The sequence below is a fragment of the Flavobacterium frigoris PS1 genome (genome assembly GCF_000252125.1).
GTDB classification, from domain to species: domain Bacteria; phylum Bacteroidota; class Bacteroidia; order Flavobacteriales; family Flavobacteriaceae; genus Flavobacterium; species Flavobacterium frigoris_A.
Map to the genome: position 1 here is coordinate 346,541 of NZ_AHKF01000015.1, position 25,119 is coordinate 371,659.

The 25,119-nt window shown below is 33.8% G+C and carries 17 protein-coding genes and 1 tRNA gene; 5 read left to right on the forward strand and 13 right to left on the reverse strand.

The genetic code is table 11. From position 1 onward, the window contains the following. Positions 1–44 precede the first annotated feature (44 nt). Positions 45–1,139 carry a fatty acid desaturase family protein gene (locus tag HJ01_RS06855; RefSeq protein ID WP_007137615.1) on the reverse strand — a complete coding sequence of 365 codons (1,095 nt, stop codon included), beginning with the start codon at positions 1,137–1,139 and terminating at the stop codon, positions 45–47. A gap of 108 nt (positions 1,140–1,247) precedes the next feature. Here HJ01_RS06855 and rsmG point away from each other — a divergent pair, with 108 nt between their 5' ends. Beyond that, positions 1,248–1,877 (forward strand): 16S rRNA (guanine(527)-N(7))-methyltransferase RsmG, encoded by a 630-nt coding sequence (rsmG, locus tag HJ01_RS06860; RefSeq protein ID WP_007137616.1) that lies wholly within the window; start codon positions 1,248–1,250, stop codon positions 1,875–1,877. A 140-nt stretch (positions 1,878–2,017) separates the two neighbouring features. Here rsmG and pruA read toward each other — a convergent pair whose 3' ends face one another. The 3 genes from pruA to HJ01_RS06875 all read right to left on the reverse strand — a co-directional run bounded on the left by pruA (position 2,018) and on the right by HJ01_RS06875 (position 5,531). After that, positions 2,018–3,646, reverse strand: a complete 1,629-nt coding sequence (pruA, locus tag HJ01_RS06865; protein ID WP_007137617.1) for an L-glutamate gamma-semialdehyde dehydrogenase — start codon at positions 3,644–3,646, stop codon at positions 2,018–2,020. A gap of 167 nt (positions 3,647–3,813) precedes the next feature. After that, entirely contained in the window at positions 3,814–4,200 is a 387-nt protein-coding gene (gene apaG / locus HJ01_RS06870; protein ID WP_007137619.1) for a Co2+/Mg2+ efflux protein ApaG, read from the reverse strand. A gap of 80 nt (positions 4,201–4,280) precedes the next feature. Beyond that, complete coding sequence (locus HJ01_RS06875; protein ID WP_007137620.1) at positions 4,281–5,531, reverse strand: DUF5103 domain-containing protein; 1,251 nt, start codon at positions 5,529–5,531, stop codon at positions 4,281–4,283. A 171-nt stretch (positions 5,532–5,702) separates the two neighbouring features. Between HJ01_RS06875 and HJ01_RS06880 the strand changes: the two genes are divergently transcribed. Next, positions 5,703–8,516: a M16 family metallopeptidase gene (locus HJ01_RS06880; RefSeq protein ID WP_040473748.1), complete on the forward strand. Its 2,814-nt coding sequence runs from the start codon at positions 5,703–5,705 to the stop codon at positions 8,514–8,516. 66 nt (positions 8,517–8,582) lie between these two features. On the opposite strand, the gene HJ01_RS06885 is transcribed toward HJ01_RS06880, so the two are convergent. The 6 genes from HJ01_RS06885 to HJ01_RS06910 are packed head-to-tail and all read right to left on the reverse strand — an operon-like array spanning position 8,583 to position 15,304. Next, the gene (locus tag HJ01_RS06885) at positions 8,583–9,347 is read right to left on the reverse strand and encodes a class I SAM-dependent methyltransferase (RefSeq protein ID WP_007137622.1); all 765 of its coding nucleotides are present in this window, start codon (positions 9,345–9,347) and stop codon (positions 8,583–8,585) included. Further along, entirely contained in the window at positions 9,347–10,165 is an 819-nt protein-coding gene (gene map, locus HJ01_RS06890; protein WP_007137623.1) for a type I methionyl aminopeptidase, read from the reverse strand. The genes HJ01_RS06885 and map overlap by 1 nt, the downstream gene beginning before the upstream one ends. 42 nt (positions 10,166–10,207) lie before the next feature. Continuing rightward, positions 10,208–11,605, reverse strand: a complete 1,398-nt coding sequence (locus tag HJ01_RS06895; protein WP_007137624.1) for a TolC family protein — start codon at positions 11,603–11,605, stop codon at positions 10,208–10,210. Next, a complete protein-coding gene (locus HJ01_RS06900) occupies positions 11,605–12,954 on the reverse strand; it encodes an HlyD family secretion protein (protein ID WP_007137625.1) in 1,350 nt (449 codons plus the stop codon). The genes HJ01_RS06895 and HJ01_RS06900 overlap by 1 nt, the downstream gene beginning before the upstream one ends. Positions 12,955–12,957: 3 nt before the next feature. Continuing rightward, positions 12,958–14,622 (reverse strand): peptidase domain-containing ABC transporter, encoded by a 1,665-nt coding sequence (locus HJ01_RS06905; protein WP_007137626.1) that lies wholly within the window; start codon positions 14,620–14,622, stop codon positions 12,958–12,960. A 7-nt stretch (positions 14,623–14,629) separates the two neighbouring features. Continuing rightward, positions 14,630–15,304, reverse strand: coding sequence for a TetR/AcrR family transcriptional regulator (locus tag HJ01_RS06910; protein ID WP_007137627.1), 675 nt, complete (start codon positions 15,302–15,304; stop codon positions 14,630–14,632). A gap of 158 nt (positions 15,305–15,462) precedes the next feature. Between HJ01_RS06910 and HJ01_RS06915 the strand changes: the two genes are divergently transcribed. Then, the gene (locus HJ01_RS06915; RefSeq protein ID WP_007137628.1) at positions 15,463–16,701 is read left to right on the forward strand and encodes a DUF445 domain-containing protein; all 1,239 of its coding nucleotides are present in this window, start codon (positions 15,463–15,465) and stop codon (positions 16,699–16,701) included. A gap of 58 nt (positions 16,702–16,759) precedes the next feature. Here the strand turns inward: HJ01_RS06915 and gpmI are convergent, their stop codons facing one another. From gpmI to HJ01_RS06930, 3 genes are all read right to left on the reverse strand, one after another. After that, positions 16,760–18,277, reverse strand: coding sequence for a 2,3-bisphosphoglycerate-independent phosphoglycerate mutase (gene gpmI / locus HJ01_RS06920; RefSeq protein WP_007137629.1), 1,518 nt, complete (start codon positions 18,275–18,277; stop codon positions 16,760–16,762). 140 nt (positions 18,278–18,417) lie between these two features. After that, positions 18,418–20,835 (reverse strand): DUF5916 domain-containing protein, encoded by a 2,418-nt coding sequence (locus HJ01_RS06925; RefSeq protein WP_007137630.1) that lies wholly within the window; start codon positions 20,833–20,835, stop codon positions 18,418–18,420. 178 nt (positions 20,836–21,013) lie between these two features. Next, on the reverse strand, positions 21,014–23,407 hold the full coding sequence (locus tag HJ01_RS06930) for a DUF5916 domain-containing protein (protein ID WP_007137631.1): 2,394 nt from the start codon (positions 23,405–23,407) through the stop codon (positions 21,014–21,016). Positions 23,408–23,588: 181 nt separating this feature from the next. Between HJ01_RS06930 and HJ01_RS06935 the strand changes: the two genes are divergently transcribed. Further along, positions 23,589–24,305 carry a murein L,D-transpeptidase catalytic domain family protein gene (locus HJ01_RS06935; RefSeq protein WP_007137632.1) on the forward strand — a complete coding sequence of 239 codons (717 nt, stop codon included), beginning with the start codon at positions 23,589–23,591 and terminating at the stop codon, positions 24,303–24,305. 568 nt (positions 24,306–24,873) lie between these two features. Continuing rightward, positions 24,874–24,946: transfer RNA gene (locus tag HJ01_RS06940), tRNA-Gly, on the forward strand. Positions 24,947–25,119 lie beyond the last annotated feature (173 nt).

A 25,119-nucleotide genomic window follows, 5' to 3' on the forward strand; every position in this document is an offset into this window, starting at 1 on the left:
TGTAGGGAGGCACTACAGTGCCTCCCTACAATTTTCGTGTACAATTATATAAGTTCTGGTTTCATCCCCAATTCTTTCAAATGTTTGAAATGGGCGATAACTGCGCTGCGCATCGTTTTGTATTCATAATACGGCAAATTGCATTCTTGTGCTGTTTCTTTCACGATTTTTGCAATTTTCCCGTAATGTACATGACTGATGTTAGGGAAAATATGGTGCTCGATTTGGTGGTTTAAACCTCCAGTATACCAGTTTACAATAGCATTTTTTGGAGCAAAATTGGTAGTTGTAAATAATTGGTGAATTGCCCAAGTATTGTCCATTTCTCCTAATTCATTTGGTGATGGATTAGTTGTTTCTTCTACAACATGTGCTAGTTGGAATACGATGCTCAAAATCAAGCCAGCGGTATAGTGCATGATAAAGAATCCGATTAATACTTTCCACCAAGTAATGCCTATCACTATTGGCAATACAATCCAGATGGAAACATAAATTACTTTTGTAATTATTAAGGTTGTCCAAAGGATCTTAGGGCTTTTAGCTTCTCCATAAGATAATTTTCTTTTTAGATAACTTTTCATTTGCTTGAAATCAGTTGTTAACGCCCAATTAAAAGTAAGCAGTCCATATAAAAATACGGAATAATATTGTTGAAAACGGTGGAAATTATGCCATTTTGCATCTTTTGTAAAGCGGATTATTCTTCCTGCATCAAGATCCTCGTCATGACCTGGGATGTTAGTATAGGTATGGTGAAGTACATTATGTTGTACTTGCCAGTTGTGCACATTTCCTGCTAAAACGTAAATGGTTCCTCCCATGAATTTATTTACCCAGCTTTTATTTGAGTAGGAGCCATGATTTCCATCATGCATCACATTCATTCCTACTCCAGCCATCCCTATTCCCATAACAATGGTCAATAAAAGATGTGCCCAAAAAGGCATGTCAAGAGTTAAAATCAAAAAGTAAGGCGCAAGAAAAACAGTTATAAGGATAACTGTTTTTAAATAAAGCCTCCAGTTTCCTGTTTTTTGTATGTTGTTTTCTTTGAAGTAGTTGTTAACCCGTGAGTTAAGCGTTCTGAAAAACTTCAGGTTATCTTGTCTTGCAAATGTAGGTGCCGTATTATTCATATGTAAATATAATAAGTTCCAAAGATAATTATTATAAATTTTAACTGTGCCAAATTGAGTTAAATATTTAAGAGTTAAAAATAGTACTTTTGTTAAAAAAATAGAACGATGGACGAGATTATTAAGCATTTTCCTTATTTAACCGATATTCAAAAAGAGCAGTTCGCAAAATTGGACGATTTGTATCACGATTGGAACGAAAAAATTAATGTCATTTCTAGAAAAGATATTGATGCCTTATATACCAAACATATTTTGCATTCCTTGGGGATTGCCAAAATCATAAAATTTGAACCTGGGACTTTTGTCTTGGATGTAGGAACTGGAGGTGGATTTCCCGGAATCCCACTGGCGATTCTTTTTCCGGAGACCCGTTTTTTTCTGATTGATATAATTGGTAAAAAAATAAAGGTAGTTCAGGCTGTTGCCGAAGCATTAGAATTGAAAAACGTGAAAGCGGAACAGTTGCGTGCTGAAAACGTAAAAGGTGATTTTGATTTCATCGTGAGTCGTGCTGTTACTAATATGCCTGATTTTGTTTCTTGGGTAAAGACAAAAATTAAGAAAAATAACAAGCACGAGCTAAAAAACGGAATCCTTTACCTAAAAGGCGGAGACTTGACAGAAGAATTGAAGGATTTTCCTAAAGCGACTGAATATAATTTAGCTAATTTCTTTGAAGATGAATTCTTTGAAACAAAGAAAGTAGTGCATTTGCCCTTGAAGTTTACAGTTTAGTCAATTATTTGAGCGTCTTAAGGTTGAAAGAGTAGAATAACATCATAAAATTCAAAAAGCCGAATCTAAAATTTTAGATTCGGCTTTTTTATACTTGCAAAGTTTTTTAAGACTTTCGACGTTCATACTTTAAGACTCATTTATTCTCCCAAAAATGGGTATCTGTAATCTGTTGGAGTTACAAAAGTTTCTTTGATTGTTCTAGGAGAAGCCCAACGCAATAAGTTCAATGGAGAACCCGCTTTGTCATTTGTTCCTGAAGCTCTTGCTCCACCAAATGGTTGTTGTCCTACGACAGCACCTGTTGGTTTATCATTGATATAGAAATTACCAGCAGCATTTTGTAATTTCACTGTTGCTACTTCAATAGCATAACGATCTTGACTGAAAACAGCTCCTGTTAATGCATATTCAGATGTAGTATCTACTAACTCAAGAGTTTCTTCCCATTTAGCATCTTCGTAAACAAAAATTGTCATTACTGGTCCGAATAATTCAGTTGCCATAGTTGAGTAATGAGGATTAGTCGTTACAATAACTGTAGGCTCAATAAAGTATCCTACTGATTTGTCGTAGTTTCCACCAACGATAATTTCAGCATCAGAATCTTTTTTAGCTTGGTCAATAAAACTAGCCAATTTGTCAAATGAACCTTCATGAATAACGGCAGTAATAAAATTACTGAAATCTTCTGGAGAACCCATTTTCATTGATTTTACATCAGCGATAATTTGTTCTTTTACTGCTGGCCATAAACTTTTTGGCACATAAGATCTGGAGGCAGCTGAACATTTTTGTCCTTGAAATTCAAAAGCTCCACGAACAATACCTGTAGAAACTTGTTTTGGGTTCGCACTTGAATGTGCTATGATGAAATCTTTTCCACCTGTTTCCCCTACGATTCTTGGGTAGGTTTTGTAATGGTGAATGTTAGTTCCAATTTTTGCCCAGATGTCTTTGAATACGTTAGTTGAACCTGTAAAGTGAATTCCAGCAAAATCACGACTTGCAAGAACCGTATCCGTAATCATTTGCGCATCTCCAAAAACTACGTTGATAACTCCATCCGGAACTCCTGCTTCTTTGAATACTTCAATAATGATTTGTGCAGAAAATACTTGGCTATCACTTGGTTTCCAAACAACAACGTTACCCATCATCGCAGCACTAGCTGGAAGATTAGCAGCAATTGCTGTAAAGTTAAACGGTGTGATTGCATATACAAATCCTTCAAGAGGTCTATATTCTAAACGGTTCCACATATCTGAGGTAGATGTTGGTTGATCCCCGTATATTTGAGTCATGAATTCTACGTTGAAACGTAAAAAGTCAATTAATTCACATGAAGCATCAATTTCTGCCTGATGAACATTTTTAGATTGCGCAATCATTGTTGCAGCATTTATTCTTGCTCTGTAAGGTCCTGCGATCAATTCGGCTGCTTTAAGGAAAATAGCGGCACGTTGTTCCCAAGCCATGTTAGCCCAAGCAGTTCTAGACTCTAATGCGTTTGCAATAGCTTTCTCAACATGAGACTTTTCGGCAAGATGATACGTTCCTACGATATGTTTGTGATCGTGAGGAGCCGACATTGTTTTTGTATTTCCAGTTCTAATTTCTTCGCTTCCAATATATAATGGCACGTCAATTTTAGAATTCCACATTTTAGTGTAAGCTGCTTGAACGGCTGCTTTTTCAGGTGAATTTGGTGCATACCCTTTTACTGGTTCGTTTACCGCTTTTGGTACGTGAAAAAATCCTTTTAGCATGATATTGTAATTTGTTAATCTGTTTTAACAGATAAGATTAGACAATTATAAATAAATAAATTACTGTAATTGTTGCGAATAATTTATTGCAGGACAAAAGTACAAATGATAATTTGAAATTTTGATAAATTTAGTATAAGAAAAAGGAATATCTTCAGTAGTAAACGTTAATTCAATGCAAATGGGGCGCACAATTTAAAAGTAGGTACGAAAACTTTAAAGTTTTTTGTGCTCGTAAAATTAATCATATTAAAATAGCCTTTCATTGCGCCGTAAGGAGACGACAACAAACAACCTGAACTATAAGTATGGAGTTCCCCTGGTTTTAAAACTGGTTTTTTTCCGATGATTCCTTCGCCATCAACAATCTCTATATTGTTTAGAGAGTCAAAAATTTCCCAATGTCTTGAAGTCAACTGGACAGAATCCTTGCTGTAGTTTTCTATCGTGATCTGATAACTGAAGGCAAAGTGGATTTTATAGTTCTTGAAGTAAGTGCCTTCAAAACTAGTCAACACCGAAATTTTTATGCCTCTTGTTATTTGAGAAACCATAATAAAGTATTAAATATGTGTGTAATAACAACAAAATTACAATTTTTTGATTTTGTTTTGCCGCTTTTCTAAATATTTTTTTAATTAATGATATTTAAGGAGTTAGCAGATCCTTTACCTATTACCCTATAATAGCGATCGGTGTTTTCACGGTAGTAGACTAAAACGGAATAATCATTTTCCGTTTGATAAAAATTTCCGTCAATCGCATTTTCATTATCAATGACTCCCTTACTATCAGAAATGATATATTCAAAATTCGTAAACCCTTGTTTAATTAAAATGGCTTTTTCATAAATCCCTTTTTTAGGATTGTAATCCATCTTGAATTCAGGTACAAGACTGTAATTGTTAAACATTCCATTAATAAAGATCTCTTTGTTGCTTCTGAAAGTGGGCGCTGAAAGACTAAAATAGACCCAAGCATAATCGGCTTCAATCTCGCTATTCTCTGCGTTTAAATTGCGTACTACAAAATTGCCATTAACGTCTTCGAAAACAGAGTAGGGAAAATTGGCGCGTGCGTTATTGGTGTACAAATAAGAATTGTAAATTTCGGTACTTCCATCTACTCGTGATACATTGTTATTGGCAGCTCTAATGTCTTTATTTTCAAAATACAAAAATTCATTTCCAGCCCAAAATTGGGTTTCGGTATCGTATTTGTAAATTAAATCATTCCCAATTGTGTATTGTGGGAGTATATTTTTGATAGCAGTATTGAACTTTCCGTTTTGGAGAAGTACTACTTTGACATTTTTAATAGGGTTTTGAAAAGTAATCGTACTCGATTTTATGGTAAACTCTAAATTTTGTCTAGTCTCTAAATTACGCACCGTTCGGGCTCGCTTTACTTGTGTTGGAACGGCTACTAGATCTTCGTACAAAATGAATTTTCTCGAGAAAATGACCTCTTTGCTATCATTCAAAATTTTAAGCATATAATTTCCACTGAGTAGTAATTGTTGTGTAAACTGATTAGGGATTGACAATACATAGTGGGAATATATCTGCAAGGTGTTGAAAGAGTTCGTGTAATTCTGGATTCTTTGATTGTCAAAACCTAGCAAATATTCGCTTTTTGGAATTTCTGTCGGATTCCATTCATAATCACAGTGTATAATTTCGTAATAGTAATCGGCTTCATTGCCAAATAAGTCATCAAATTGTAATTGGAATCCACTACCTAATTGGAATATTGGAATAGCATTTTGATTGTTTTGAATAAAGGATATAGTCTTGATTTTAAATGGTGGTGCCACTTCATTTTCTACTTGGGAAAATAACAGATGGATAGAAGATAGAAGTAGTATTGTAAGTAATTTTTTCATTTAAAGAAAGCGCTTAAAAGTGTTAAATATAGTGATTAATAGTTGAAATTAATACATCTGTAGTGAAATTGGAATCGTTGTTTATTGTAAGAAAAATGTTAAATATTTCTTATTTAACGCTTGGTTTTGTGTTTTTTAGGATTAGATTTATTAAAAAACAAACAAAACTATATGAAGCAATTTTCTAAAGTTACCATTGGATTACTATTCTGTTCTTCAGTGATTTTCGCGCAAGACCTTGACCTTTCTAAAAAAATCCCATTAGATCCCTCCGTAAAAACAGGTGTTCTTGAAAATGGATTAACTTATTACATCAAGAAAAATGCCAAACCTGAAAACAAAGTTGATTTGCGATTAGTTGTAAATGCAGGTTCAATTCTTGAAAATGATGACCAAAGAGGATTAGCTCACTTTATGGAGCACATGAATTTTAACGGTACGAAAAGTTTTCCTAAAAATAAATTGGTAGATTATTTACAAAGTATTGGGGTGAAATTTGGACAGCATTTAAATGCATACACAAGTTTTGACGAAACGGTATATTTCCTTCCAATTCCTTCTGATAGTCCAGAGAAATTAGAAAACGGTTTTAGTATTATCGAGGATTGGGCATTTAATGCTGATTTAACTCCAGAAGAAATTGAAAAAGAAAGAGGTGTTGTTTTAGAGGAGTATAGGTTAGGTCTTGGTGCCGACAAAAGAATGCTTAGTCGCTATCTACCTAAAATGATGTACAACTCACATTATGCGGATCGTTTGCCAATTGGAGAAAAAGAAATTTTAGAGAAATTCAAATACGATAAAATTGTTAACTTTTACAAAGATTGGTATAGACCAGATTTGATTAGTGTTATCGTGGTTGGTGATATAGATGTTGCTGCTATGGAGAAAAAAGTGAAAGAACATTTTTCTAAGTATAAAAACCCAGCAAACGAGAAGGAGAGAAAAGTATATGAGGTACCTAATCATAAGGAAACTTTTGTAGCTGTTGAAAGTGATAAAGAAGCACCTTACACAATGGTTCGATTACTATATAAGGATTACGAATCACCAAAAAAAATGAAAACTATAGGTAATTATAAGAACAATATAACCGAAGGTTTATTTACTACAATGATTAATAATAGACTAAGTGAGTTAGTCAATTCAGCAACACCGCCTTTTACTTATGGTTATTCGTATCATGGTGGGACATATGCAAGAAGTAAAGAAGCGTATCAATCCTTTGCAGTTGTTCAAGAAGACAAACAATTGTCAGCACTTAAGGTTTTAGTAGTTGAAAATGAACGTGCTAAAAAGTATGGATTTACAGTAGGAGAGTTAGAAAGAGCGAAATCTGAAGTTTTGGCAGAATATGAGAAACAATATAATGATCGTGACAAAACTGATTCAGATCAATTTGTAGCTCAGTATCAGTCAGAATTTCTAGAGCAAGTGCCTGCTCCTGGAATAGAATGGGAATTTAAAACAACAAAAGAGTTGTTGCCTTCCATTTCTTTGGCCGATGTCACTTTATACATGAAGGATTTAGTAAAAGAGGACAATAGAGTAGTTATTATTACGGGTCCAGAAAAAGAAGGATTAGTTAAGGTTACAGAGCAGCAAGTTTTAGGTGCATTAAAAATAAATGCTGATGAAATAACAGCTTATGAAGATTCTAAAGCAGTAACTAGCCTACTTAGAAATGAGGTTAAGTCGGGAGCAATTCTAAAGAAAGAAATAGATGCAAAACTTGGTCTCACAACTTTATTCCTTTCGAATGGTGCAAAAGTGAAGTACAAGAAAACTGACTTTAAGAATGATGAAATCCTTATGGACGCAGTAAGTTTTGGAGGAACAAATACCTATTCTAATGACGAAATAATTAAAACTCAATTTGCTAATGGAGCTTTGGCGGAAGCAGGTTTCTCTGGTTTGTCACTAAATGATATCAACAAATTCATGTCGGGTAAAATTGCTTCGGTTAATCCTTATATCAGTACTTTTACTGAAGGCTTAAAAGGTAGATCTACTCCTAAAGATTTAGAATATTTGTTCCAAAGTACTTATGCTTATTTTACAGATTTGAATTTAGATCCAGAAGCTTTTGAAGGCTTTAAGCAAAAGCAATCTGCTTTTTATAAAAATATGGCTTCACAACCTTCTTTCTTTTTCCAACAAGAATTGTATGCCTATTTGATGAAAGAAGATCCTAGGTTTAACGGAATTGTCCCTACTGATAAAACATGGGCGAAAACGGATTATCAATTGGCTTATAAAAAATACAAAGAACGTTTTGCTAATGCTGGGGATTTTGAGTTCTTCTTTATTGGAAACGTAGATGATAAAGTTATGGAGGCTTTTGCTTCTAAATATATTGCTTCATTACCATCAACTAAGAAAAAGGATGTTGTAACTGATTTGGGATACAGAATGCTAAAAGGAGACTTGAAAAAAGTAATCAATAAAGGTACAGATCCTAAAAGTACAGTTTCGATTATGTATTACGGAGATGCTGTTTATTCGGAAAAAGAAGCGCTGGCAATGCAAGCATTAGGCGAAGTGTTGACCATTAAATTAATTGAAGAATTAAGAGAAAATGAAGCTGGTGTTTATGGAGTAAGCGCTCGAGGCGGCATGACTAAAGTGCCCAACGGTTCTTTTAATTTCAGAATAGGTTTTCCTTGTGGTCCAGAAAACGCTGAGAAATTAACAGTATCTGCTTTAAAAGAATTACAAAAAATAATCGATAATGGTCCTGATGAAAAGGATGTAGCTAAATTTAAAGAAGCGGAGTTGCTTGAATATAAAAAGGATATTAAGGAAAATCAATTTTGGTTGAGTAATTTTACTCAGTCTTATATTGATGGAAAAAGTCCTGAGAGAATTCTTCAAGTTGAGGAAGCAATCAATAAAATTACTGCCAAAGATATTCAGGCAGTTGCTAAAAAATATCTGACTAAAGATAAGGTTGTCGCAATGTTGATGCCAGAAGTCAAAAGTTAAGTTGACAACAATTTAAATTAAAAATGCCCGTTAAAATCTAATTTAGCGGGCATTTATTTTAATGTGTTATTTGAAACAAACGGGAATGATTTCTCCTTTTGCCAAACAATATTTCTCTACTAATTCGGGAGCAATTTTATGGGTGTAATCTTCTTCGATTACTTTAAAACCAATGCCTCTTAATTTGTCAAAATAGTCGCGACCGTAAATACGCACATGGTCGTATTGTCCAAAAATTTCAGCACGCTTTTTTTGGTCTGTTATGGTGTCATCCGCAAAAGTTACTGCTCTAGATAAATCTTGTGGAATTTGTAAAATAGCCATTCCGCCTGGTTTTAATACGCGATATAATTCTTGCATGGCTTTAGTGTCATCTGGAATGTGCTCTAAAACGTGATTACACAAAATAATATCATACTGGTTGTCCTCAAAAGGCAAATCACAAATATCTGCTTTTACATCGGCCAAAGGTGAAAACAAATCGGTTGTTGTGTAATCAAGATTCTTCTGATTTCTAAACAGTTTGTAGAATGCTTGTTCAGGAGCAAAATGCAAGACTTTTTTAGGAGCCGTAAAGAAATCAGTTTGCTCATTTAAATACAACCACAGTAAACGGTGTCTTTCTAACGAAAGTGTACTTGGCGAAAGCACATTGTTCCTTTGGGTTCCGTAACCGTAGGGCAGGAAGGTTTTAAAGCTTCTTCCGTCAATTGGATCCGTAAAAGTATTTCCTTTTAAAGCAAAAGCTAAAACTGGACGCGCCACATAACTTAAACGAATAAGTAATGGGCGAGGAATTGTATTAAGTACGAGTTTGAAAATTTTCTTCATTACAGTACTAATGGTGTTTTTCTAAACTCATCTTCTTCATTACTTACAATTCCTAATGCTTGATACACATACGCAAAAGTAGAAAGTAGCTCTGGTTTACCGTCAATAAGCGCTACATCGTGTTCGAAGTGAGCACTTGGTTTATTATCTGCGGTTGTTATCGTCCAGCCGTCTTTATGCTGTTTAATGTTACGCGTTCCTTGATTAATCATGGGCTCGATTGCAACAACCATTCCTTCAACAAAAAGCTTGCCGCGACCGCGTTTGCCGTAATTTGGCATTTCAGGATCTTCGTGCATTTTTTGTCCAAGTCCATGACCTACTAATTCGCGAACGACTCCGTAACCAAAAGATTCTGTGTACTTTTGGATTGCATTACCAACGTCTTCCACACGGTTTCCGGCTTTAAATTCACGGATTCCAACATAAAGAGACTCTTTGGTCACTTGCAATAATTTTTTTGTTTCTGCTGAAACTTCTCCAATTTCAAAAGAATAGGCGTGATCGCCATGGTAGCCATTTTTAAATGCACCACAATCAACAGAGATTACATCCCCACTTTCAAGAGGCGTATTGTTAGGAATTCCGTGTACAACTTGTGCATTCGGGCTCATACATAATGAGTTTGGGAAACCGTATAAACCAAGGAAACTAGGGACAGCTCCATGATCACGAATGAATTCTTCAGCTAATTTATCTAAATATAGAGTGGTAACGCCTTCTTTTATTTCAGAGGCAATCATTCCTAATGTTTTCGATACTATTAAGGCGCTTTCACGCATTAATTCTATTTCTTCACGGGATTTTACTATAATCATATTTCTTATTTTCAGTTGGCAAAAGTACGATTTTAAAATTATTTAATCCGGATTAGCCATAATTTTAAAAAGTTCAGAATTAGAGACGAAATATCTGTTTTCTAAAGTAATTGATGCTAATTGTGCACTGATCAAACTGTTCTCTCTGCTGTTTATTAAAAAAAGGGAGCTTTCGCCAAAAGAAAAAAGACGTTCCTCTGATTTTAGCATCAGACCATAGTCTTCTGCTAATGTCTTTATAATTTCATTTTGTTTTTCTAGGGATTCGATCTCCGTTTTTTGTGCGCTAATTTTATTCGACAGTTGTACTTTTTCTAGGTTTAAAAGGAACTCTGTTTCTTGGATTTTATATTGGGCTAGTTTCAGACTGCCTCTTTCTTTTCTTAAAAATAAAGGAAAGTAAAAGTTCAATCCAATTTTATAATCTTCAAATTGATAGTTGTCAATATAGCTTGGCTCAGCTAAATAGGTGTATCCAACATCAATTTTGGGTAAGAGCATATTTGCTTTAAGCTTTTTTTCGACGGTCAAAATTTCAATCTTATTTTCTAAACTATTAATCTTTGGATGATTTTCTAACGTAAAGTCATTGTTTAATAGATCATTTGTTTTTAATGTTTCCTGTATCGTTCCCTCTAAATTTGATTCTGGAGTAAGTGCATCAGAAAGCTCAAGCGGAATAGAATTCTCCAGCCAAACGAAATTAGACAGTTCTAACTTTGCTTTGTTTAACTTTAGTTTAGAATCTTCGAGGCTCAGCTTTCTATTCTTCACACTTATTCCAGCTTCAATGCTATCAATTGCACGTTTGTCTCCCGCTTTTATTAAGGATTTAATTCCGTTAAATCGATTTTGTGCATTAGTATTATACGTTTCGTATAATTTCACTTCATTAAACGTTTTCTTCCAATTAAAATATGCTATCGACGCATCATATAGGACGGCAATTGCCTGGAGTTTTCTCTCGGCTTGACTTAGTTTTATTTGAATTTTTGCCTTGCGTACATCAGCCATTCTTTGATTAATGAATAAACCTTGTCCTAAAGGAACTGTTATTCCTAATGAGGTCAATCCTTGGTTAGGAACTGTGTTTTCCGGATTCAGATAGATTCCTTCATTGTTGTCAAATCCCGCTTTTATTTCGATTCCGTACCAGGTTGGGATTTTAAAACTACTATTTAGAATGGAATAATACTCTTTGTTTTTGAACTGTTTTTCCTTAAAATCGACTTCAATTTTTGGGTCAAACCCACCACGAGACATCATGAGATTAGCTTGCGCTTTATTGATTTCTAAATTGGCATTCTTAACTAGCGGATGGTATTTTTTTACATATCCTAAGAACTCATTATAAGTGAATTCTTTTGATAAATTTTCGATTGGAACTTGCCCAAAGGCAAAGGGACCAAACAACAGTAAAAGGATAATTAGCTGTTTCATTATTTTTTATCTTTAGCTGTTTTTGAGTTTGTTTTATAATAATTAGGAGGAAACCCATTTAGGACTCGCCATACTTCAAACCAAATTGGTACGGTGTCAAGTAGAGCAATAGTTTCAGCACCTGATCCAATACTGATTTTTTTGGGCCATGCGTCTTCCTCTTCATCTGGAGCAATTAATATTCTGTATTTTCCATTATCGCTTATGAAATTTTCGATAGCGACGATTTTTCCGCCAAAAGTTCCATAAGAAACATCTGGCCATCCTGAGAATACGATTGTAGGCCATCCATCAAACCAAATTCTTACTTTTTCGCCTTTATTGATTAATGGTAAATCTATTGGGTCTACGTAAGTTTCAACAGCAATATCATATTTTGCAGGCATTATACTCACAATAGGAGTTCCTTCTTTTACAGTTTGACCTATCCCGGCTTGTAAAACTCTGTTGACATAACCGCTTTGAGGTGCTTTTATATAATACATTCCGTTTCGAATGCTGTAATTAGCATATTGATTTTCTAGCTTGTTTACTTGTGCTTCGGTATCATATTGATTACTTAAAGCAGTAAATTGGTCACTTTGTGCTTTTGATGTTTTCTCAGAGTATTCAGCAGTAATTCGGTTTGTTTCTACTTTAGCATTAATATATTCATTTTTGCTGCCTAGGAATTTATTTTCCTGAGTGATGATTTTCGCTTCTACTTCTTGCAGTTTTAGTCTTTTGTCTTCAACATCAGTCAATGGTTTAAGTCCTTCATTATTCAATTGAACCGCTCTATCATATTGAGTGTTTGCAATCTTAAGTTGTGTTTTTACGGCAACAAGATCCATGCTGTCACTTTTTATTTTTAATAGTGATTGTTTGATTTTGTTTTGCGCTTGTTCTAGTTTTAGTCTTTTTTCACTTTCTATCGATTGAATTTGACTAGACAATGCAGTTACTTTTGAACCATAAGATTCTAACGATGATTTTTTTGCACTGACTTGTCTCTTTGTATTGGCGACTAAATTAGGGTCCATGTAGTCCTCCTTAATTTCGGAAATATAAAGAATAGTGTCTCCTTTATTTACAAAATCACCTTCTTGAACGTACCAGTTTTCTATTCGTCCAGAAATTACACTTTGGATCGATTGTGGCCTTTGGTTGGGCTTTAACGTGGTTACTGAACCTGATCCAGAAATGTTTTGAGTCCAGGGAAGAAATAATATTAATATTCCTAAAATACAAACGGAAACGATAATTCTGTTTAATATTTTTGAATTTGAATTTAAATTCAGATTTTTAATCGTTTCAAATTTTTCTAAACTTGGAGGATTAGTTTTATTATTGTCAGATATGTTTAGCATAACCTATAGGTTTTTTGAGTCTTGTTGAATATGTCCATTTTGCATGATAATTTCTCTGTTGCATTTTGTTTTCCAATACGGGTTTTTTGAAGAAACAATAATCGTCCATTTGTGCTCTTTGGCGGTAATGAAATCAATAATTGCATTAGCTACTTTTTCATCCATCGTGTCTGTTGGATCCTCGTAAAAAAGGATTTTGGGTTTATGAATAATACTTCTTGCTAATAATATTTTTTGCGCATTCGAGGAGGACAATTGTCTTCCTTCAGGAAACAGAAGTGTATCTAAGCTTTTTGGTAAAGATTTGATAAAAGAGGTTAATTGAACCCCGTCAATTGCCCATTTCAAATCTTCTTGGCTGATATTCTTATCGTTAAATGTAATGTTGTCAAGATAAGTTCCCTCAAAAGGGGATTCGCCATAGATGATGCTTCCTATTTGTGAGCGGTATTGTTTTAAATCTATTTTTTTGAAGGTATTATCATTGATATAGAAACTTCCAGAGGTAGGTTTTAGTAAGCCTGACAGTAATCGAATGAGAGTAGTCTTACCAGAACTATTTTCGCCAGTAATAAAAACTCGTTCTCCTTGATCAATTCTCAGCGAAATATCGTTTAGAATGGTGTTTTTTGAATCCGGAAATTTGAATTGGATCTGATCTGTTTCTAAGGTGATATCGGAGTAGCAATAATTGCTGCTTTCATTTTCATATTCTTCTTCTAAACTCAAATCTGTCACCTGACCAATTTTCTCTACAGAAGTTAGAACATCATAAAAGGTTTCTAGGCCGAGAATGATTTTCTCTACAGAGTTAATGACTAATAAAATGATAATTTCGGCAGCGACAAACTGCCCAATATTCATTTGTTGAGAAACTACTAAAAACCCTCCAATTGAAAGTAAACTTGCGGTTATAATTACTTTAAAAATAATTAATTGGGTAAATTGTCTTTTTATGACATTGAAATGTTTTTCTCTGTAATTCAGATAGTCGCTCACTAAGTGGTCGTTTTTTTGAAGACCATAATCAAAATTGAGTTGGTTTCTAAAACTGAAGTTATTTCTTGCCATTTCCTGCAGCCAGCTGGCAACTTTGTACTTGTACTTTGATTCTTTTAAACTAGTTTCCAAACCTGATTTATAGGATAGTTTAAAGATAAAATATAAGAGGGTAATTAACATTATACCAAACAAAATGAAATAAGGATGGTATAATGATAAAAGGATGACTCCAAAAGCAATTTGCAGTAAGGCTGCAGAAAAGTCAATTAGTAGTTTTGAAGTTCCTTTTTGAATAATCAAGGTGTCAAAAAAACGGTTGGCTAACTCTGGTGGATAAGTGTCGTATAGTTCTTCAAATTTAATTTTGGGTAATCGAACAGCAAATTCAAATGAGGAACGAACAAATATTTTCTGCTGTAAATTCTCAGTTATTCTCAGTTGCATTAAGGAAAGAATTCCTACAAGAGCAACACCCATTACAACAAGAAATATCAAAACAATCCATGAGACACTTACACGTCCTGATTGTATGAAATTGATGATAGCTTGTATGCCTAGTGGAAGGGATAAACTGACTAATCCAGCAAATATGGCATAGAAGAATAGCTGTGAAATGTCTTTTTTGTCTAACGCTAATAAATTGTAAAATCTTTTTAATGGAGTCATTGCCTATTTATTTTTTTAAAACAGTTGTAATAAGATTAATATAAAAATCAGTTGGACTAATGTTTTCGTTACAATTGGTAATCGTAGTTAAATGATCTCTTAAAAAATGCTGATGAAGCGCCCCTTCAATTATATTTGAGGCAAGGCTTTTTGCAAATGGGTAGTCAGGGTTGACAGCAATTATTAAATGAACAATTCGATTGATTACGTTTTTGTATATCAAAAAGAAGCCTTCTTTATTTTCTTCATCAACTTCTTTGGTGTGAAGGGTCTTTGTGAATTCAGAGATGATTATTTTATTTAAAACTGATTCGTTGATGTGTTTTGTAGCTTCGTCATCTTCAATTTTTTCAGTTACAATGATGATCGCTTTTTTTAGCTTATCGAAAGAATCTTCGATGTTGTTTGTAGCAAAAAACAATTTGTATTCCATCCAATTCCAATACCAAGAAGAAAGATAGACTAATAATTTGTGTTTATTTTCAAAGTAGCGATAAATAGAGCTTTCATTAGAACCAATTTTTACTCCTAACTTTTTAAAAGTAAAATCATCAAAACCAATATCATCGATTAAAAGAATACTTTCTTTGATTATTTTTTTTCCTAACGTGGAGGTCTCAGGATCTTTTACATAGATCTTTTCGTTTACTTGTATCTTAATAGTTGATATTAAATCTCTCATAATTAATATTATTTAGTGCAAATATAATAGCAATACTATCAAATACAATGGTTTTAAGTTTTTTTTAAAATAAAATTAATGCTTTTAGAAGAATTCTGGTATTGATAGATTAATAGGAACTAATCTGTAAATTAGCATAAATTTAAAAAGTAAACACCATGGCTGTGACAAATGAATCGGCTCTAGACAAAGAAGGTCAGTTAGCTAAAATGAAGCGCATTGCATTGATTGTTTTGGGTTTTGCAGTGCTTTGTTTTTTTGTGGGACATTATTATAAAATAGCTTGGCTGAAGGCTTTTAGTGAAGCAGCTATGGTAGGTGGTATTGCTGATTGGTTTGCGGTAGTCGCTTTATTCCGACATCCGTTAGGAATTCCTATTCCACACACGGCATTAATACCTCAAAATAAAGATGCTATTGGTCAAAATTTAGGTACTTTTGTTTCAGATGAGTTTTTGATTAAAGAGAAATTAGAAGTGAAAATTGACGAATTTAATTTTGCTGTCAAAGCTACTACATGGCTTTCTACTGAAGATAATGCTACTAAAATAGCAGGTTTAGTAGTTGAAAATCTAATTCCAGGAATTCTTAAAACAGTGGATGATGAGGATGTACGACAGTTTATTCAAACGCAATTTCAAGCTAAACTGAATGAAATTAATTTTGGAGAATGGGTTGCAATGGGACTAGAATCTTTATCTAATAGCAAAAAACAAGAGGAATTAATAAGTAATTTGCTGATCATTTTTTCAGAAGAATTACAAGATAATAAGGAAGTTATTCGCGAAAAAGTAAAGGGATCTACACCTTGGTACACTATGGGAATCGCAGATAAAAAGTTGGCTGATGGTATTTTTAATGGACTTTATGAATTTATCGACCAAGCAAGAGAATCGGATAGCTTAATACGAAAACGCATTGATTTGTATGTCGTAAATTTTATTGATGAATTGAAAAACTCAGCTGAAATGCAACAAAAGGTGAATTCTTTAGTAATCGAGTTTACTCAGAAAAAAGAAGTGCAAGATTACATAAGTTCTATTTGGGAGAAATTAAAAACTGCTGTCACAACGGATTTAGAGAAGGGTAGCGACTCAAAAATAAAATTGAGTTTGGCTACTATGGTTCGCAACTTCGGAAAAAACATTCAGGACGATCCTCTAATGATTACTAAAATTAATGATTTTGTAAAAATAGATTTATTAGCAGTTTTGATTCGGAACAAAAAAGCCATTGGAGATTTAATTGCCAATTCAGTTAAAAGTTGGGATAAAAAAGAAATCTCAAATAAACTTGAGTTAGAAATAGGCAAGGACTTGCAGTATATTCGAATTAACGGAACTGTAGTAGGTGGTTTGGTGGGGCTTTTGATTTATGCTGTAGAGCAGTTTCTTTAAATAAAAAAAGGCTACTCTTTTGAGGAGTAGCCTTTGAATAAAATATATTTCGTTGTTCTTATAACAGGGAATGTTGTGTCATGACTGCCGGTTTTTCAATGCCCATCAATTCTAGAATAGTTGGTGCAATATCACCTAAAACTCCGTCGTGAACTTCTTTAAGATCTTTGTCGACCAGAATAAAAGGAACCGGATTTGTAGTATGTGCGGTATTAGGACTTCCGTCAGGATTAATCATGGTTTCGCAGTTACCATGGTCAGCAATAACAAGAACGGTATAGTCATGTGCTACAGCCGTTGTGATTACTTTTTCGACACATTTGTCAACAGCTTCGCATGCTTTTATAGCTGCAGCCATAATTCCTGTATGACCTACCATATCACCATTGGCAAAATTAAGGCATACAAAATCAACATCGCCCTTTTCAAGCTCAGGAATCAATGAATCTGTAAGTTCAAACGCACTCATTTCAGGTTGTAGGTCATAAGTGGCCACTTTAGGAGAATTTTTTAAAAGTCGTTTTTCGCCTCTAAAAGGGATTTCTCTACCACCAGAAAAGAAAAAAGTAACATGAGGGTACTTTTCCGTTTCGGCAATTCTGATTTGGGTTTTGTTGTGTTTTTCTAAAACTTCACCTAATGTTTCTTCGATGTTGTCTTTATTGTATACCACTTTTACATTTTTGTATGTTTCATCATAGTTGGTCAACGTTACATAATACAAATTGAGTTTGTGCATGTTTTGTTCGTGAAAGTCTTGTTGCGAAAGTGCTTCAGTCAATTCTCTTCCACGATCCGTTCTGAAATTAAAGAATATAACAACATCTTCATCTTCGATTGTAGCAATTGGTTTTTCGTTATCATCCACTATAACTATTGGGTTGATGAATTCGTCAGTTATATTTTCGTTATAACTATTTTCGATTGTAGCAACTGCATTTTTAGAAGGAGTTCCTTTTCCGTTTACCAATAAATCGTAGGCAAGTTTCACTCTTTCCCAGCGCTTATCACGATCCATGGCGTAATATCTCCCTATAACAGAAGCGACTTTAACGGTAGTATTTGAAATGTAGTTTTCTAAATTCTGGATATAGTTTTTTCCTGATTTAGGATCGACGTCTCTTCCATCTGTAAAAGCATGAACAAAAACATCTTTTAATCCATACTCTTGGGTTGCATCAATTAATCCGCGTAAATGGGAAGTATGGGAGTGAACACCACCATCAGAAACCAATCCTAAGAAGTGTACTTTTTTGTTATTGTCTTTGGCATATTGAAAAGCGTCTTTAAGCACTTGTTCTTTAGCTAAAGTTTTATTGGCTACGGCCAAATTTATCTTAGCTAAATCTTGGTATACAATTCTACCAGCACCTAAATTCATGTGTCCTACTTCACTATTACCCATTTGTCCTTCTGGCAAGCCCACATTTAAACCGTCAGTTCTAAGTTGTGCGCTTGGGTAATTTTTATAAAGACTATTTATAAACGGAATATGTGCATTGTCAATTGCTGATACTTTCGGGTCTGGAGATTTTCCCCAGCCGTCCAAAATCATTAGTATAACTTTCTTGTTCATTTTAATATGTTTTAAACAAAGATAAAGTATTTATAAAATCTTCTTAGTCAACAAAGTTACTATTATACATTCGGGAGAGAAGGCATTAAAATAATATTAATTTTATGGTGTATGTGGTCTTTTTTTAAAATTAATGCACCTTAGGATTTGCTTTTTAAGCTATTGTAGTCAATAAAATATTTTACGCTTATCGAAAAAGCATGATTTAATGCGTCATTATTCAATAAATCAGTGACGTTCTTTTCAAAATTCTTGTTAATAGTATTTTCAAAATTTGCGGCATTGTTTCTATAGAGAACAGAGACTTGGCTACCTGGAGCAAACCACCAAGAGTAGGACAGGTCAAAATTCCAAGAATTAAAACTGGAGTTTTTATTCGTATTATAGTTGGTGTAATCAGCTAGTCGTCCATTTTGTTCTAAGGACAAATAGTTTTTATTCTCTGCATAAGACCAATATTGGCGTATGGCGAGATCGAAGTTCATTTTGCTGCTAATGGAGTATTTTCCTGAAATACTGTTGGAGTAAGTAATTACGTTCCTGCTAGCAAACACAATAGTTTCTGGCGTGCTGCTGTTTAGGTCTTCATCTATACTGTCTACAAATCCCTTATTGTTGTTTCTTCTTTGGAAATAAAAATTATAGTTCATGGAAAACTTATCGTTAAAACGATATCTTGGTCCTAACAAGAACTCATAGGTACTCCTTTCGGTTTCGTTAAAAATCGAATAGGAAGGGTTAAAATCAATTGCGAATTTATTATTGTAATTTGAGGAAATGTAAAGCCAGGCATTATATTTTTGAGGTAGGATTACATACCTATTGGCTGTTCTTGCTTCATAGAAATCATACGATTCAATGGGGTTTATATTGACACCAAATCCTACATAATGATTTTTTTTAGTGTCAAGGTTTACATTTATATTTATATTATTTCCTTGAATTTTCCCTGTTTGTTTGTGAAACTGGGTATACATATTGTAGTTTAACTTAAAGCTATTAAAAAGCGTAGTGGGATTTAATATTCTGTAGTTTGCATTCCCGTAGATACTATAATAGTTAGTTTCAAAATTAATTCCTAAGTCGTTGTTGTCGTAGTCTTTAGTGACTAAGTCTGCACCAAAGCTGTATCTGTACTTGCCACTAGTTTCTGCAAAATTTAATGTGGTATAAACTCCTTTTTTATCTTCCAAGGCGTTGATATAGCTGTATTTGAAATTTCCGGAAAGGTTGTAAGTGTTTTTTTTAGTATTTAAATCCCAAACTAATGCTGATACGTTTGCATCACGAAATTTTCCGTTTCTAGTGACATTTGTATTAATAAAAGAAAAGGAAGAATTTTTTCTAAAGCGTTGATCCAGAACAAGAATATTGTAGTTCGTTAAAGGTTCCACTTCTTCTCTTCGGGTTTCTTTATTCACCGTGTTCTCAATAGTTGCATAGGTTTTTTCGGTTACTGCATTTAGCACGCCTATTCCTAAACCGCCTTTTGTTCTTCCTGAAACTTTCAAAGCATTTATTAAGTTGACGCTTGATGGGTTTTCAATAACTTCTTCATTATCTACAGTTGTAGGGTAAGCGGATGGTCTGCCACCTATTCTTCTAGAATATACTAAATTTCCTTTGCTAAAAAGGTCAGTTCCTTCGGTAAAAAAAGATCTATTTTCATTAAATTGCTGTTCAAATGGTCCTAGGTTTAATATCTGGTCATCGTATTTTGTTTGTCCAAAATCGGGGATTAAAATAGCGTCAAGAGTAAAGGCATCGTTAATGCCGTATTTAATGTCTAAACCGCCTTTCAGTGTTCCGTAGGTTTTTTGTTTAGAATTGGCATTTACATAAAAGGAAGAATAGGGTAAAAGGAATAACCTAGTAGGAGGTTTGATATTTTCAATTCCCTCAAGGACTCCAGATTGTTGTGTGAATGTCCCCACTTTTGAATCAATATAATTCCAAGTAAATTTTTGACGATCTCTTCTTATTTCCCTAAAAAAATTCAGACCCCAAGTTTGTTTTTTTTCTCCAGAGAATCGCAGTGCAGCATATGGAATACGCATTTCCACAACCCATCCAAAATCAGTTATTAATGCCTTGCTTTTCCATACAGCATCCCATGAATAGTCTTCGCCATTTGCATCTGTGGTAATACAATCAGCTTGTCCATCTGATGCGCATACATAAAACTGAAAATCTTGTTGTCCGTCATTAAATCCGTTTATGAAAACTCCAAATAAATCAGATGTTCCAAAGTCATCTCTTTTCGAAATCTCTTTTAGTATTTTATTGGGTTCGTCGTCATATAAAGTCGCAGCTATATAAACAGCATCATTGTCATAAACTACTTTAACGGTGGTTTTTTTGTTTTCAGTAATTGGCTTTCCATTGTCAGGTTGAAACATGATAAAGTTATCAGCGATAGGAGTTGTTTCCCAGATGCTCTCCTCAAGTTTTCCATCAATGGTAATAGTACTGGATGTAAAGTTTGTTTTTAAGACTTTCTTTTGGCTGTAGCCAAGGACAGAAAAAAAGAGAATAACTATAAGAAGTAACTTTCTCATGTGATTTTTATTGATGTGATGATTGATGAAATGGTATTTTATATAAAAATAGACCACGCTTTTATAAATTTGTTACAGTTTTTTTTAACAAAAAAAATCCAAGCATATTTTATTCGTTGAAAAAACATGATTGATCAAAAAACTTAATCAATCATATTATGATAAGTTGATGCAGTTATTAAAATTTGTTTTTCACTCTGTTATAGTCAATAAAATAGCGAAAGCTAACGGAAAAGATATTGGTCATATCTGCGTCAAAAACGTTTTTAAGGTTAGCGTGGAAGTTTTTCTCCACATTGTTAGACCCAATCTGAGTGTAATTACGATATAATACTGAAAGTTCACTTCCCGGAGCAAACCACCAAGAGTAAGATAAGTCGAAGTTCCAAGAATTGAAATTTCTATTTTTATTTAGGGAATACTCATTGTTTGGATTAAGATAACCATTGTCCTGTAAAGTAAAAAAAGTATCATTGTCTGAGTATGACCAATAATATCGTCCGCTAAGATTTAAAGTCATCTTGGTGTTGATCGCATATTTACCGGTGATATTGTTTTGCAGAATTTCTCTATCTCTTTTACCAAAAATGATGTCAGTATTGTCAAACGCCACCCATCCACGGTCATTTAGCTTTTTAGTGTATTGGAAATCATAGGCTAAAGACAACTTGTCGTTGAATCTATATTTTACACCCCCATTAAGCAGATAAGTAACTCTTTGATCTTCGTCAAATTTAGTTATTGCAGATTCAATTTCATAGGTGAAAGCTTTGTTTTGATTAGTAACAAATGCGGCATAAACGGTAGCGCTTTTTGGGATGTATACAAACCGCCCGTCTACACGAGGCTCGAAAAAATCAAAGCGATCCAAGGGGTTTAATTGAAAAAGGAATTCAACGTAATTGTTTTTTAAAGTAGTTGCCTTTATAGAAGTTTTGTACCATCCTTCCTGGGTTTTACCGGTTGTGTTTTGTACTTCTAAATTTAATTCTTGCTCAATTTTAAATGTATTGAAGAATTTTGTAGGGTTAACTATTCTGTAGCTCCCGTTAGCAAAAGCACTATGGTAATTGGTGTAAAAAATGATTCCAAGGTCATTTATGTCGTAATTTTTAGAGATGTATTTTCCGGAAAGGAAGTACCTGTATTTCCCGCTTGTTTTTGCGAAATTCAATGATGTTTTGATACCGTCATAATTCTCAATGTCATTAACGGTGCTGTATTTTAGGTCACCATACAAATTATAAGAATTTGCTTTGGTACTCAAGTCAAACAATGCGGCAGAAACATTGGCGTCTCTAAAGCCTCCATTACGAGTTGTGTTAGTATTTACAAATGAAACCGATGAGTTTTGATTAAACCGTTGGTCAAAAACCAATACATTATAGTTAGTCAATGGTTCTATAACTTCTTTTCTATATTCATCCGTGTCGGTGTTTCTAATGGTGGCGTAGGTTTTTTCGGTGATGGCATTCAAGAAGCCAATTCCTAGTCCTCCTTCTGTTCGTCCAGATACTTTTACTGCATTGATTAAATCAACGGTGCTTGGGTAATTCGTGATTTCTTCATTAGCTGCAGTTTCAGGAACAGAACTAGGTGAGCCACCTATTCGCCTGGAATAAAATAGATTTCCTATATTAAATAAATTGGTTCCTTCAGTAAAAAAAGGTCTGTTCTCATCTAGTTTTTGTTCGAAAGGTTCTAGATTTAAAATGGCATTATCAAATTTTGTTTGTCCAAAATCAGGTACTAAAATGGCGTCTAATGTAAACGCATCATTAATTCCGTATTTAATGTCCAAACCAGCTTTAAAAGTTTTATCGGAGCCCAATTCGTTTTTTTGATAATAAAAAGAGGTGTAAGGAATAAAGAAAAGACGGGTTGGTGTATTTATATTTTCTATTCCTTCAAGAATTCCCGCTTGGTTAGTGACGGAGCCAATTTTTGTGTCAACGTGATTCCAAGTGTATTTTTGGACATCTCGCTTTACTTCTCTCATAAAGTTTAGTCCCCATGTTTGTTTCTGGGAGTTAGAGAAGCGTAGGGCGGCGTAAGGGATTCTCATTTCTACCACCCAACCGAAATCGGTTATTGAAACTTCACTGTCCCATATTGCATCCCAAGAATAGTCTTCGCCGTCCTTTGTCGCCACGCAGTCCATTTGACCGCCAGCGGCACTTACATAAAACGTATAATCTTGTTGTCCATCATTAAATCCATTAATAGAAACTGAAAAATGATCGGAAACCCCAAAAACATCTCTGTTAGTAATTTCTTTTTGAATTTTATTGGGCTCACTATCGTATAAAAGGGCCGAAATGTAAATAGCATCATTGTCATATAAAACCTTTATTTCGGTTTTTTTATCTTCACTGATAGGCTTGCCGTTGTCAGGTTCAAACATGATAAAATTAGAAGCTATTTCCGGGTTTTCCGTCCATGCTGCTTCATTTATTTTACCGTCGATAGTAATGTTACTCGTGGTAGATTTTGCAAAAAGGACTTTTTTCTGACAATAGCTGGTTAAACTAAATAAAACAAGAAAAGGTAATAAAAAGCATTGAAATCTCATTGGTTATTGTGATTTGGGTCATACAAAAATAACATAATTAACATAAAATCAAAATATTGTTAGATGTTCATGGGTCTAAATATGGAGGGGAAATGGTTAAAAATACCTTAAAACATCCAATGGCGTAATTGGATTAAGTAAATTTTTAATACTTTTGTAACTGTTAACCAAATAAAAATCAATGATATACAAGTTTTGCCCCGCTGTATTGTTATTAATTCTTTCGTTCTCTCCTGGTAATTTGTTCTTTTCTGAGACCAAAAATGTGAAGGAAATTGCTAAAGTAATAAAAACTAGTTCCGAAACGAATGAGGAAGCCATTTATAATAGTCTGAATTCAAATCAATTCGCCCTGCCCCAATTAGAAAGTTTTAAAGAAGCTTTGAAGGGTTTTTATATTTTAAAAGAAAAAGGTTTAATTAGTAAAAATATATTGACACTAATTGATTTTAGTATGTCATCGAATTCCAAGAGACTTTGGGTAATTGACTTGACTACAAATACAATTTTGTACAATTCTCTAGTTGCTCATGGAAGAAACACAGGAAATGAATTTGCAACTAGTTTTTCAAATTCACCTCAGTCTTTTAAAAGTAGCCTTGGATTTTACGCAACAGGAGAAATCTACAGTGGAAAACACGGAAATTCACTAAAATTAGATGGCTTGGAAAAAGGTATAAATAGTAACGCTAGAGAAAGAGCTGTTGTTATTCATGGCGCGGAGTATGTTTCAAATTCATTTATTCAAAACAATAAAAGACTGGGAAGAAGTTTAGGTTGTCCTGCTCTTCCTTTAGAATTAACAGATAAGATAATACAAACGATAAAGGATAAATCCTGTTTGTTTATTTATTTTCCTTCTGATAGCTACAAAGGGGCTTCTAAATTAATTTCTTAATTTTTGAATAGTAAAGAGAAATTATAAGTCATTTCAGGAAGCTTTCCAGGCTTCATTTATTCAAAATAGTTACAAGATAAAAGTCTTTAGTTGAAATTGTTATTAAGCGATTTTAACTAAAGACTTTTTTGCAGTAGTCAAGAGTAGTTTTTTACTATCGAGACAGTATTGAAAAGTAGTAGTTGTTTGGCGCTTTCTGTTTTCTAAAACCGTTATGGCTTGTATTTGTGATTGATTTTGTTTTGAAACAGAAGTTTGTTTTTTGTGTGCCGGATGTGTCGCAGTAGATTTTGGGTTAACATTAAGGGCTAAAAAACGGTTTGTCGCTAAATTATCGACTTCAAAGCGACAAGTACAGCTTAGCTACTATAGTTGAAGAGCCTCTTATTTGAATAAATCAATCACAGAAGCTATTGTTTTTGTAATAAATTAAAGATTGACCTAAAATAATTACGCTGTAACAATTTAATTTTAAAACGGTTAGAATTAAAGCTCGTTTTTCTGTAAAAATTTAGGGTAAAAAACTTGTTTCAAAGCTAACTTATTCTCTATATTTGCACTCAGTAATGCGAAAGTAGCTCAGTTGGTAGAGCTCCAGCCTTCCAAGCTGGTTGTCGCGAGTTCGAGCCTCGTCTTTCGCTCTTTAAAGCCGAAACATTCATGTTTCGGCTTTTTTATTTTAGCTTAAAAAAAGATTAAAACAGTAGTGTTTTTTGACATTCTAATTTTTATTTCTTTTTTTTATTAAAAAAACTTGTGCAGGATGATTTATTATGTATCTTTGCACCCTGTTAATGCGAAAGTAGCTCAGTTG